General features: G+C 63.2%; 12 protein-coding genes. All 12 read left to right on the top strand.

Annotated features, from left to right (window positions below; genetic code table 11):
- On the top strand, positions 1-567 hold a 567-nt coding region (locus AB0O52_RS02150; RefSeq protein ID WP_364532652.1), incomplete at its 5' end, for a DDE-type integrase/transposase/recombinase.
- Positions 568-870: 303 nt separating this feature from the next.
- Positions 871-1305 (top strand): MarR family transcriptional regulator, encoded by a 435-nt coding sequence (locus AB0O52_RS02145; RefSeq protein WP_364532649.1) that lies wholly within the window; start codon positions 871-873, stop codon positions 1303-1305.
- A gap of 32 nt (positions 1306-1337) precedes the next feature.
- Positions 1338-1769 (top strand): organic hydroperoxide resistance protein, encoded by a 432-nt coding sequence (locus tag AB0O52_RS02140; RefSeq protein ID WP_364532646.1) that lies wholly within the window; start codon positions 1338-1340, stop codon positions 1767-1769.
- Positions 1766-2785 carry an NADP-dependent oxidoreductase gene (locus AB0O52_RS02135; protein WP_364532643.1) on the top strand — a complete coding sequence of 340 codons (1020 nt, stop codon included), beginning with the start codon at positions 1766-1768 and terminating at the stop codon, positions 2783-2785. The genes AB0O52_RS02140 and AB0O52_RS02135 overlap by 4 nt, the downstream gene beginning before the upstream one ends.
- 274 nt (positions 2786-3059) lie before the next feature.
- The gene (locus tag AB0O52_RS02130) at positions 3060-4166 is read left to right on the top strand and encodes a BMP family ABC transporter substrate-binding protein (RefSeq protein ID WP_284752450.1); all 1107 of its coding nucleotides are present in this window, start codon (positions 3060-3062) and stop codon (positions 4164-4166) included.
- 164 nt (positions 4167-4330) lie between these two features.
- Positions 4331-5881, top strand: coding sequence for an ABC transporter ATP-binding protein (locus AB0O52_RS02125; protein WP_364532640.1), 1551 nt, complete (start codon positions 4331-4333; stop codon positions 5879-5881).
- A gap of 103 nt (positions 5882-5984) precedes the next feature.
- Positions 5985-7247: an ABC transporter permease gene (locus tag AB0O52_RS02120; protein WP_364532712.1), complete on the top strand. Its 1263-nt coding sequence runs from the start codon at positions 5985-5987 to the stop codon at positions 7245-7247.
- Positions 7244-8755 carry an ABC transporter permease gene (locus AB0O52_RS02115; protein ID WP_364532638.1) on the top strand — a complete coding sequence of 504 codons (1512 nt, stop codon included), beginning with the start codon at positions 7244-7246 and terminating at the stop codon, positions 8753-8755. Before AB0O52_RS02120 ends, AB0O52_RS02115 begins: the two co-directional genes overlap by 4 nt.
- Before the next feature lie 2 nt (positions 8756-8757).
- Positions 8758-9168, top strand: a complete 411-nt coding sequence (locus AB0O52_RS02110) for a cytidine deaminase (protein ID WP_364532635.1) — start codon at positions 8758-8760, stop codon at positions 9166-9168.
- Positions 9165-10475, top strand: coding sequence for a thymidine phosphorylase (locus AB0O52_RS02105; RefSeq protein ID WP_364532632.1), 1311 nt, complete (start codon positions 9165-9167; stop codon positions 10473-10475). Before AB0O52_RS02110 ends, AB0O52_RS02105 begins: the two co-directional genes overlap by 4 nt.
- Before the next feature lie 65 nt (positions 10476-10540).
- The gene (locus AB0O52_RS02100; RefSeq protein WP_364532629.1) at positions 10541-11191 is read left to right on the top strand and encodes a DedA family protein; all 651 of its coding nucleotides are present in this window, start codon (positions 10541-10543) and stop codon (positions 11189-11191) included.
- 237 nt (positions 11192-11428) lie between these two features.
- Positions 11429-12148 (top strand): DedA family protein, encoded by a 720-nt coding sequence (locus AB0O52_RS02095; protein ID WP_364532709.1) that lies wholly within the window; start codon positions 11429-11431, stop codon positions 12146-12148.
- Positions 12149-12156: the final 8 nt, after the last annotated feature.

Here is a 12156-nt window from a genome sequence, read left to right as displayed (position 1 = left end):
AAGGTGTACTCCATCATGGACATCTTCTCCCGGCAGATCGTCGGCTGGCGGGTGGAGGAACGCGAGTCCGACCACCTCGCCGCGGACATGTTCGAAACAGCCATCGCCCGGCACGGCGCCCCGGACATCGTGCATGCCGATTCAGGCCCGGCCATGAAATCAAACCTGCTCCGTGAGACCCTCACCGCCCACGGCGTGGACCTCAGCCACAACCGCCCGTACGTCTCCAACGACAATCCCTTCTCGGAGTCAGGGTTCCGCACGATGAAATACCGGCCCGGCTACCCCCGGACCTTTGACGATCTCAAGGCCGCCAGGGAGTACCTCACCGGCTACGTGCACTGGTACAGCACCGATCACAAACACTCCGGCATCGCGCTGTTCTCACCATCACAAGTCCACGACGGCTCCTGGCAAAAGCTCTGGGACAAGCGAGACAAAGTCCACCAGGACTACTACGAACGACACCCGGAAAGATTCCGCCAACGACCCAGCACACCGGCCCCCGCACAATACGTCGGGATCAACCTGCCCGAGACCAAAACACCCCAAAAACTAGCCCAGTGACTCCACACAGCTTGACAATTTCCGGCTCGCTCACTTATATCGTCCAATCGGCGGGCGCTCGCTCACTTGTATCGTCCAATCGGCGAAACGACGGGATCCTCCTGCAGATTATCTGCAGGAGGATCCCGTCGTTTGGGGTTGTTTGTGAGCGGGCGTCGCCGGGGGTGGGGTTGTTTGTGAGCGGGCGTCGCCGGGGGTGGGGTTGTTTGTGAGCGGGCGTCGCCGGGGGTGGGGTTGTTTGTGAGCGGGGGTTGCGGCTTGAGTTGAGTTGTGCACAATTAATTGTGAGCTATCGTTATGCTCATGAACGAAACCCCACGCCTCGACCGCCAGGTCTGTTTCGCGCTGTATTCCGCATCGAAGGCGGCCACGGCGGTCTACCGGCCGGTGCTGGATGAGCTTGGGCTGACATATCCGCAGTACCTCGTGATGCTGGTGCTCTGGGAAAACGAGCCTCGAAGCGTCCGGGAACTGGGTATCGAGCTGGGACTCGACTCGGGCACCTTGTCACCGCTCCTCAAGAGGCTTGAGGCGTTGGGCTTCGTGGAGCGCCGGCGTTCAGCCGAGGACGAGCGTCGCGTCGAGATCCACTTGAGCGACGCCGGGCGGGCCCTTAGTGCCCGGGCGGGGGCTGTTCCGCAACGCCTCGCCGACGCCGCGGGCTTGAGCGCAGCCGAGCTCGCGCAGCTTCACGACACCCTGGGCCGGCTTACCGCAGCCCTCCATTCAGCCATCTGATCGTCCATCCCATCGAAGGAAAAGGAACCACAGTGAAGACTTTGTACACAGCCGAGGCGCTTGCCTCGGGCGAAGGCCGCGAAGGCAATGCACGCACCAATGACGGCAAGCTGGACGTAGCGCTCGCGAGCCCGGTGGAACTGGGCGGAAACGGCCAGGGCACCAACCCCGAGCAACTTTTCGCAGCCGGTTACGCTGCATGCTTCCACTCCGCACTCAGGTTGGTGGGACGCAAGGCCCGGGTGGACCTCAGTGATTCGGCCGTGGCAGCCAAGATCCATTTCGGTGCCTTGGAGGGCAGCGAGGGATACGGGCTCGCCGCGGAGCTTGAGATCGCGCTGCCTGCCCTTGACCGGGAAACCGCCGAGCAGCTCGTGGCCAAGGCCCACCAGATCTGCCCCTACTCCAACGCGACCCGCGGGAACATCGCCGTCGACATCAAGCTTGTGGAGGTGGCCGCATGAGCGCCGCAGTTCCCAAGAGCACCCGCGAAATCCAGCTGGCATCCCGCCCGCAAGGACGCCCAGTCCAGGAGAACTTCCGGCTGGACGAGACTGATCTGCCGGAGCTGCAGGTCGGCCAGATCCTGGTTTGCAATGAGTTCATGTCGGTCGATCCCTACATGCGCGGCCGCATGAACGACGCGAAGTCCTATTCGGCGCCTTTCCGACTCGACGCAGCGCTCGACGGCGGTGCGGTGGGTGAGGTGATCGCGTCCCGTTCCGAGGCGCTCAAGGTGGGTGACGTAGTCGTGCATCAGCTCGGCTGGCGCGAATATTCCGTGGTGGACGCGGCAAGCGCGACGCCGGTGCCGGCCGGCCTGGCGCCGACGTCGGCGTTCCTCGGAGCGCTTGGCATGACGGGCCTGACGGCGTATGCCGGGCTGCTCAAGGTGGCCGAGTTCAAAGCCGGGGACGTCGTCTTCGTTTCCGGTGCCGCAGGCGCAGTGGGTTCGATTGTCGGCCAGGTCGCCAAGGCCATGGGCGCCTCCAAGGTGATCGGCAGCGCCGGTTCCCCCGAGAAGGTGGCGCGTTTGCTGGAACTCGGCTTCGACGCGGCCTTCGACTACCACGACGGTCCGGTGGCGAAGCAGCTCCGTGAGGCGGCGGGGGAGCGCGGCATCGACGTCTACTTTGACAACGTCGGCGGCGAACACCTTGAGGCCGCCCTCGCGGTCCTAACTGTGGGTGGCCGCGTGGCAATGTGCGGTGCTATTTCCCAGTACAACTCCACCGAGCCCACACCGGGCCCGCGGAACCTGGCCGTGGCGATCGGAAAACAACTGACCCTCCGTGGCTTCCTCGTGGGCGGCCAGCGGCAACACGCCGCCGAGTTCGCCGAGAACATGGCCGGATGGCTGGCCGACGGAACGGTCCGCTACGACGAGACAATCGTCGACGGGCTCGAAAACGCGCCGAAGGCCTTCATCGACCTCTTGGACGGAGCCAACACAGGCAAGATGCTGGTCCGCCTGCACTGAGACTGCAATGAGTACCGGCCCCGGCGGGCGGGCATCCTAGAACCGTTGGCTGGGAGTTCCTCTACTGCTTGGTAACAAAAGCTCAACAATCTTCGGGTTGTTGGGCTTTTGTGTTAGCCGGGTGTGTCCAATCCCACTAAGGTTGTGCCATCAGTGCGCCCAAGGCGCAGTGCTGCGAAGCATCAGTGAAAACAGAATTTCAGACTCGAGTTTTCGAAACGGACACTCATTGACCAACTGTCGTAGCATCAATCACTTTCTTCCTGGAGGAAAATTGAAGCAATCACTGCGTGCCACATTAAAGCGCGGTTCATTTGCGGGCGTCGCAACTGCGGGCGCCGCTGCACTTTTGCTGGCAGGCTGCGGTAGCGCACCGTCGGCGTCGAGCTCGGGCAGCGCCACCAAATCCGACTACACCGCATGCATGGTGTCCGACTCCGGCGGCTTCGATGACAAGTCATTCAACCAGTCAGGCTTCGAGGGCCTCCAGGCGGCAGCCAAGGACCTGAGCATCCAGGAGAAGCACGTCCAGTCCAAGGCCGACACGGACTACGACCCCAACCTTCGTTCCATGGTCCAGCAAGGCTGCAAGCTGACGGTGACCGTCGGCTTCCTGCTGGGCGACGCCACCAAGAATATTGCGACGGCGAACCCGAACAGCCACTTCGCTATCATCGACTACTCGGACCCCACCTTCCCGAAGAACGTCAAGCCGATTGTCTATGACACGGCCCAGGCCGCGTTCCTGGCCGGGTACCTTGCTGCCGGCACTTCCAAGACGGGCAAGGTTGCCACCTTCGGTGGTCTCAACATCCCCACCGTGAGCATCTTCATGGACGGCTTCTCCGACGGCGTGAAGTACTACAACCAGAAGAAGGGCAAGTCCGTCCAGCTGCTTGGCTGGGACAAGGACAAGCAGGACGGAACCTTCGTCGGCGACTTCAAGCAGGTCGACAAGGGCAAGGTCCTCACCCAGGGATTCCTGGACCAGGGTGCCGACGTCGTCCTTCCCGTCGCTGGTCCGGTTGGAGCGGGCGCCGGAAGTGCGATCCTTGACGCCAAGGCAAAGGGCACGGACGCAAAGCTGATCTGGGTCGACTCGGATGGCTACCTGACCGCACCCGCCTACAAGTCGGTCATCCTGACTTCGGTCCAGAAGACCATGGCGACCGCCGTCGAAACGGTTATCAAGGCCGACAAGGACGGCAAGTTCGACCCCAGCCCGTACGTCGGCACGCTCGACAACGGGGGCGTGGCGCTTGCCCCGTTCCACGATCTCGACTCCGCAGTGCCGGCTGACATGAAGAGCGATCTTGACCAGCTGAAGAAGGACATCATCTCCGGCGCAGTCAAGGTCGAATCGAAGTCCAGCCCCAAGTAAAAATCCGGGCTAAACCGCGTCGCGCTGCCCTTCAGCCGAGTTTTGGCAGAAGGGCAGCGCGTTCTGCGTTGCCTCCACTTTTGCTCTTCGACACTCCTTGGCCGAGCACTATGCTGGGAGCACGGTGATGACGAGGAGCCATCCTTTATAGATGGGTTGGAGTTTTGAAACTCGAACTGAAAGGGATTACGAAGCGCTTCGGATCCCTCGTAGCCAATGACCACATCGATCTCGTGGTTGAACCCGGCCAAGTCCATTGCCTCCTGGGCGAAAACGGTGCCGGTAAATCCACCCTGATGAACGTCCTTTACGGACTCTACGACCCCAGCGACGGCGAAATCCTCGTCGACGGAAAGCCGGTCGTTTTCAAGGGTCCCGGAGATGCCATGGCGGCAGGGATCGGAATGGTCCACCAGCACTTCATGCTGATTCCGGTATTCACCGTCGCCGAAAATGTCGCGTTGGGAAATGAATCCACCAAGGCAGCCGGCTTCCTGAACCTGGATGAAACCCGCCGCCGGATCTCCGAGATTTCCAAGCAGTACGGATTCCACGTCGACCCCGATGCCCTCGTGGAAGACCTGCCCGTGGGCGTGCAGCAACGGGTCGAGATCATCAAGGCACTCGTGCGCGACGCCGAGGTCCTGATTCTCGATGAACCGACCGCCGTTCTCACTCCGCAGGAAACCGATGAGCTCCTGGACATCATCCGGCAGCTCAAGGCGGCCGGAAAATCGATTGTCTTCATTTCGCACAAGCTGCGTGAGGTCAAGGAAATATCGGACATCATCACGGTGATCCGGCGGGGCAAAGTGGTGGGTTCGGCTGATCCCTCGGCCTCCCCGACGGAACTCGCCTCGGCGATGGTGGGCCGGGCGGTCAGCCTGACCTTGGAAAAGAAGCCGGCCCAACCGGGTGAGGCGACCTTCAAGGTCCGCGACCTGACCGTTGTGGACCACAATGGCCAGCACGTCGTGGACGGGCTGAGTTTCGACATCGCGAAGGGCGAAGTGCTCGCCATCGCCGGCGTCCAAGGCAACGGCCAGACCGAGCTCACGGAAGCCATCCTCGGCGTCCAGCAGCACGTCACCGGGTCCATCGTCCTTGACGGCGTCGAATTGCTCGGCAAGAGTGTCAAACAGGTGTTGTCCGCCGGCGTCGGGTTCGTCCCTGAGGACCGCAAGATCGACGGCCTGGTGGGGACGTTCTCCATTTCCGAGAACATGATCCTGGACTTGTACGACAAGCAGCCTTTTGCCCAAGGCATCGGCATGAAACCGGCCCTGATTGCTTCCCACGCGGAGAAGAAGGTCGAGGAGTTCGATGTGCGGACGCCGTCGATCGATGTCGCCGTGGGCACGCTCTCCGGAGGCAACCAGCAAAAGGTGGTCCTGGCCAGGGAGTTGTCCAGGCCATTGAGGCTCTTCATCGCATCGCAGCCCACCCGGGGCCTCGACGTCGGCTCCATCGAATTCGTGCATAAGCGGGTCATTGCCGAACGGGACAACGGAACTCCGGTGATGATCGTCTCGACGGAGCTCGACGAAGTGCTCGAGCTCGCTGACAGGATCGCCGTTCTCTACCGTGGAAAGCTGGTCGGCATCGTTCCCGCCGGTACCTCCCGCGATGTGCTGGGCTTGATGATGGCCGGCGTTCCGGAACATGAGGCAGAACTGACTGCGCACAAGACCCTCGAGGGAGGAACACATGTCTGAGTCCACCACCCCTCGACAAGAAAACGAAGTCGAGCCGGAGCGCCCGGAAACATTGGACGACGAGGTCGTCCTGGACGTCGCACTGGACACGGCCGACGGCACAATGGCCCCGTCCGTGATTCCGGCTACCAGCCGGGGCGGCCAGATCCCGCACGCCGCCGGTGGTTCGGTCTTCCGGCAGATCGTGACGGGAAACGCCATGGTCTCGGTGTTGTCCGTGCTGCTCGCGATTGTTCTCGGCGGAATCCTGATGGCGGTGACCAACCCCAAAGTGGCCGAAACCGCGGGCTATTTCTTCGCGCAACCGGGGGACATGCTCACCGAGGTCTTCAGGCCCTACGTGGCGCTTGTCCAGGGCTCGATATTCAACTGGGCCGGCGCCGACGCCGCAGCCCAGCTGTACCCGATCACTGAAACCCTGACGGTGTCGACGCCGCTGATCCTGGCCGGTCTCGGCGTGGCCTTGGCTTTCCGCGCGGGCCTGTTCAACATCGGTGCGCAAGGGCAAATCATCTTTGGCGCGCTGTTCGGCGCCTACGTGGGCTTCACCTGGCACTTGCCTTTCCTGGTTCACCTGCTGCTCGTGATCGTTGCCGGTTTGGTCGGCGGCGCGGTGTGGGGCGGCGTCGTCGGCCTCCTTAAGGCCCGGACCGGCGCGCATGAGGTCATCGTGACCATCATGCTGAACTACATCGCCAACTTCCTGCTCCTGTTCCTCCTGACCACTCCGGCTTTCCAGCGCAAGGGCTCGACCAACCCGATCTCGCCGTTCCTGGACCAGTCGGCACTGTTCCCGGGGTTGCTCGGCCCCCAGTTCAGGCTCCACGCGGGCTTCCTCCTGGCTGTGCTGGCAACGGTTTTCGTCTGGTGGCTCCTCAAGCGATCCACGCTGGGCTTTGAATTCCGGGCCGTGGGCGCCAACCAGAGCGCGGCACGTACCGCTGGAATCAACGTTCCCCGCGCCGTGATCCTGGTGATGGCGATTGCGGGCGCGCTTGCGGGCCTGGCCGGCATCGCGCAGGTATCCGGAACGGAGAAATATCTCTCCGGAGGCGTCGCGGCTTCCATTGGATTCGATGCCATCACAGTCGCCTTGCTGGGCCGTTCGACGCCGTGGGGAACCTTCTTCGCCGGGCTCCTGTTCGGCGCGTTCCGTGCCGGAGGCGTCGCGATGCAGGCTCAAACCCAGACCCCCATCGACATCGTCTTGGTCATCCAGTCCTTGATCGTCCTGTTCATTGCGGCACCGCCACTGGTGCGCGCGATCTTCGGACTGAACCCGCGGAAAAAGAAGAAGGCCACTCGCGGTCCCGGCTCCGGAAGCATCCCCTCCGGAAAAATCGAGAGCGGAGCTGCAACAGCATGAGCACCACAACAACTCAGCCCGGCGGTGGCACACCCGCCGGCAATGCCCCGGCGAGCAGCAGAAGAGCGGCTGCCACCGAGCTGGTGAGCTGGAAGGCCGGAATCGGGCTGTCCCTGCTCGCAATCCTGGGAACCGTACTGTTCGGTTTCATGTCCAATTCGAAGTCGGCAGGCTTCGGCATAGCCGAGGCGGCCAATGAAGCGGCCTCCAGCGTTGCTGCGTTGGTCACGTTCGTCCTGGCCCTTCTGCTTTCCGTGTGGTTTATATACCTGTGGTTCACCCGCCGTCGTTCGGGCCTCGCGACGGGTTCAGGCACCGTGCCGGGTTGGTTGCCCGCATCCACGGTCGCCGCCGTGGTGGTCCTCGGCCTTGCCGCGCTCGGAGTGGCAAAGGTTTCGAAGATCACGGTTCCATCGGCGGCCATCGGCTGGACCGCCGCGGTGATTCTCCTGGCCCTGGCCGGCTACACGGTGTATCTCACCCAGGCGAAGACGGCCGCACCCCGCTGGGTGGGCGGTACCTTTGCCGCGGTGTTCCTCATCGGATTCCTGGTCTGGATCGTGGCTGGCGGAAATGGCGACGAGCCGTCGATCTCCCTCGCCGGACTGATCGCAGGATCCGTAACCTTGGCCGTGCCGCTGGTCTTCGGATCCCTTTCCGGCGTCCTGTGCGAACGCGTCGGTGTGGTCAACATTGCCATTGAAGGGCAACTCCTGCTGGGAGCATTCTCCGCGGCCGTTGTTGCCACGGTGACGCACAATGTCTACGCCGGGCTGGTCGCGGCGGCTGTCGCTGGAACGCTTGTTTCCTTGGTCCTGGCCGTGGTCAGCATCAAGTACCTTGTCAACCAGATCATCGTCGGCGTCGTGCTCAACGTCCTCATCAGTGGACTGACGAGCTTCCTCTTTTCGACGCTGCTGACGGCTGACCCGGATGGACTCAACAAGCCGGGCCGCTTGCCCCCGGTGGACATTCCCTTCCTGTCCGATATCCCCATCATCGGCCCCATCCTGTTCCACCAGTCCCTCGTGGGCTATTTGATGTACATCGCCGTGATCGTCGTTTACCTCGGCCTTTTCCACACGAAGTGGGGACTGCGCGTGAGGGCAGTCGGCGAACACCCGCAGGCAGCCGACACAGTGGGCATCAATGTCAACCGGACCCGTTTCTGGAACGTGCTCATGGGCGGTGCGATCGCGGGCATCGGCGGCTCGTTCTTCACCCTGGTATCCGTGGATGCGTTCAGCAAGGACATGTCCGGTGGCCGGGGGTATATCGCCCTGGCGGCGCTGATCTTCGGGCGCTGGAACCCGATTGGCGCCTTCCTGGCCGCGTTGCTGTTCGGCTTCGCGGACAACCTCCAGAGCGTCATCACCATCATCGGATCGCCCGTGCCGAGCCAATTCATGGCTATGCTGCCTTACGCCTTGACGGTCTTCGCCGTCGCCGGATTGGTGGGCAGGTCCCGGCCGCCGGCGGCAAGCGGCATACCGTACGTCAAGGGCTGACCGTGGCGCTCACAGATACCGACGTGGACTGGGCGGCCCTCGAGGCCGCTGCGGTGACCGCCATGGGGAAGGCCTACGCTCCTTATTCGAAGTTCCCGGTGGGGGCAGCCGCCCTCACCGAGGACGGACGGATCGTCAGCGGCTGCAACGTCGAGAACGCCAGCTATGGACTCACCCTGTGCGCCGAGTGCGCCCTGGTGGGAGACCTCCATATGGGTGGCGGCGGCAGGCTGCGGGCGTTCTATTGCGTCGACGGAAAAGGCAATGTCCTGATGCCGTGTGGCCGGTGCAGGCAATTGCTCCATGAATTCCGGGCACCCGGCATGCAACTCATGACAACGCAGGGCATCAAGACCATGGACGAAGTGCTGCCGGATGCCTTCGGTCCCGACAACCTGGAGGAGAACTGGTGACACAGACTGAAGCGTTTGATGCCGTACAGATCATCAGCATCAAGCGGGACAAGGGCACCTTGAGCCCCGAGCAGATCGACTGGACCATCGATGCCTACACCCGCGGCGTCATTGCCGACGAGCAGATGGCGGCCCTGAACATGGCCATCCTGCTCAACGGGATGGACCGTGCCGAGATCTCACGCTGGACCGAGGCGATGATCGCCTCGGGCGAGCGGATGGACTTCTCCAGCCTTCGGCGTCCCGACGGCGGCGTGAAGCCCACCACCGACAAACACTCCACCGGGGGCGTCGGTGACAAGATCACCCTTCCGTTGGCACCGCTGGTGGCGGTCTTCGGGGTGGCTGTTCCCCAGCTTTCCGGCAGGGGACTGGGCCACACGGGCGGCACGCTCGACAAGCTCGAAGCAATTCCCGGGTGGCGGGCGAACCTGAGCAACGAGGAAATCCTTGCCCAGTTGCAGGACGTGGGTGCAGTCATCTGCGCTGCCGGCACGGGTTTGGCTCCGGCGGACAAGAAGCTCTACGCCTTGCGCGATGTCACGGGCACGGTGGAAGCCATTCCCCTGATTGCCTCCTCCATCATGAGCAAGAAGATCGCCGAAGGCACGGGCTCCCTGGTGCTGGACGTGAAGGTGGGCTCCGGGGCGTTCATGAAGGACGAAGCCCGTGCCCGCGAGCTGGCCGAAACCATGGTGGCCCTGGGCAAGGATGCGGGCGTCAACACGGTGGCCCTCCTGACGAACATGAGCACGCCGCTGGGCTTGACTGCGGGCAATGCCATCGAGGTGGAGGAATCGGTGGAGGTGCTTGCGGGCGGCGGTCCGGAAGACGTCGTCGAGCTGACCGTCAGGCTCGCCAAAGAGATGCTCGCCTGCGCTGGAGTGCACGACGCCGACCCTGCGGCAGCCCTCAAGGACGGCCGCGCGATGGACGTCTGGAACCGCATGATCGAAGCCCAAGGCGGCGATCCGCGTGCCGCCCTGCCGGTGGCCAAGGAATCCGAGGTCATTCCGGCCCCGGCCGACGGCGTCCTGGTGGAGCTCGACGCCCTGGCCGTGGGTGTGGCTGCGTGGCGCCTCGGCGCCGGACGTGCCCGGAAGGAAGACATCGTCCAAGCCGGGGCAGGGGTGCGGATGCACGCCAAACCGGGCGCCCTGGTCCGGGCGGGGGAGCCACTCATGACCCTCCTGACCGACACGCCGGAAAAGTTCGAAAGGGCCAAGGAAGCCTTGGAGGGCGCCGTCCTCATCGCACCGGAAGGCTCGCGGCCGGCGCAACAGCTCATCATCGACCGGATTTCCTAGGTTGATCTCCCGGGCATTTTGGGATGCCCGGGAGATAATCCCTGCGGGCAATCGTTAGGAAGACCGTGGAAGCCATCAACGACTTCATCCTCGCCGCGGCCGGGCAGCCTTGGGTCTTGCTTCTGGTTTTCGCCTGCTGCGTGATCGACGGTTTCTTCCCGCCCGTTCCCAGCGAGTCGATGGTGGTGGGACTCGCTGCAGTCTCCGTGACCACAGGGATGCCCAACACGTGGCTGCTGATCCTTGTGGGGGCCCTCGGGGCTTTCACAGGCGACAACATCGCCTACTTGATCGGCCGCAAAGTGGGTGTTCTCCGCTGGCGGTGGATGCGTTCCCAACGGATGCAGGGTGCCTTCCGCTGGGCCGGGAGGGAACTTCGACGCCGGGCCGCGTCGCTGATCATGGTGGCCCGGTTCATCCCCATCGGCCGGGTGGCGGTCAACCTGACGGCCGGTGCAACCCATTTCCCGCACGGCATGTTTGTGGGGCTCACGGCCATGTCCGCCGTTCTGTGGGCCAGTTATTCGGTGGCCATCGGCGTGTTCTTCGGCCAATGGTTCGAGCACAACCACCTGCTCGGAGCGATCATCGCGATCGGCGCGGCCATCATCCTGGGAATCATCGTGGACCGGATCATCAGCAAAGTCCGCGGGGCCGCGCCTTCCACCGAAGAGGACGAAGAAACGGGCGAGCCCGAAGAGGAATCCGTCGTGTAGTTTGCGCAAGCAAGGGTGGCGCCGCCTCCTCCCTTGGTATGAGGCCCCCGGCGCCCGAAGATCCCTCCACGGGGGGATGCCTCCATTCCAGCTTTCGAGCTAGCCTTAAATTGTGTTCACCGCCGGCCGGGACGTAGCGAACGACGCCCGGGCCGTGGGACACTGGATAGCGATCTATGTCACGCGACCGTGTGACTTTCCTTGAGGAGCAATGCCTGCGTGGAATTCATGAACCACATGCTCGAGCATGCCGCCGGGCAACCGTGGATCTACCCGGTGCTCCTGGTTTTCTTTTTCATCGACGGCTTCGCCACGATCCTTCCCAGTGAGACCGCGATCGTAGGGCTCTCGGCCCTTGCCATGCACCGGGGCGAGCCGAACCTGTGGCTCCTCGGCGCTACTGCGCTCGTCGGGGCCATGGCAGGCGACAACATGGCGTACATGCTGGGCCGCAAGATCGGCCTGGACCGCTGGAAATGGATGCGCAAGCCGAAGGTCCAGAAGATGTTCGCCTGGGCACATTACGAGCTGGACAAGCGCGGCGCGGTGCTTATCTTCACGGCCCGGTACATACCCTGGGGCCGGGTAGCGGTGAACTACGTCGCTGGACAGACCGGCTTCCGCCACAAGACCTTCTTCGTCCTGGATGCCTTCGCCTGCTTCACGTGGGTAGGTTATTCGATCGGCATCGGATCCCTGGCCGGCCACTGGGTGCACAACAACCCGCTCCTCGGCGTGGGAATTGCCGTGGCATTCGCCGTAGTGCTCGGCGTCATTGTGGACCACACCTTGCGTTGGTGGCACAAGCACCTCGAAAAGAAGGACGGGGAAAAGAAGGACGGGGAAAAGAAGGCCGGCGGGAAGAAGGAAGCAGCTTCCGCGGAAGCAGCCGCAACAGACGAGGGCACCGCCGTTAACGCGGCTGCCGGCGTCGAGCGCTCGAACCCTGCTGGCTAAGCTTCTTC

The sequence above is a fragment of the Arthrobacter sp. NPDC080073 genome (genome assembly GCF_040686575.1).
In the GTDB taxonomy this organism is placed as follows: domain Bacteria; phylum Actinomycetota; class Actinomycetes; order Actinomycetales; family Micrococcaceae; genus Arthrobacter.
Note: the sequence above shows the minus strand (reverse complement) of the source record. Positions and strands in the feature narration are given on the sequence as shown.

Coding starts and splice junctions, on each gene's coding strand:
- AB0O52_RS02145 (WP_364532649.1), top strand. CDS start 871: ATGAACGAAACCCCACGCCTCGACCGCCAGGTCTGTTTCGCGCTGTAT.
- AB0O52_RS02135 (WP_364532643.1), top strand. CDS start 1,766: ATGAGCGCCGCAGTTCCCAAGAGCACCCGCGAAATCCAGCTGGCATCC.
- AB0O52_RS02120 (WP_364532712.1), top strand. CDS start 5,985: ATGGCCCCGTCCGTGATTCCGGCTACCAGCCGGGGCGGCCAGATCCCG.
- AB0O52_RS02115 (WP_364532638.1), top strand. CDS start 7,244: ATGAGCACCACAACAACTCAGCCCGGCGGTGGCACACCCGCCGGCAAT.
- AB0O52_RS02095 (WP_364532709.1), top strand. CDS start 11,429: ATGCTCGAGCATGCCGCCGGGCAACCGTGGATCTACCCGGTGCTCCTG.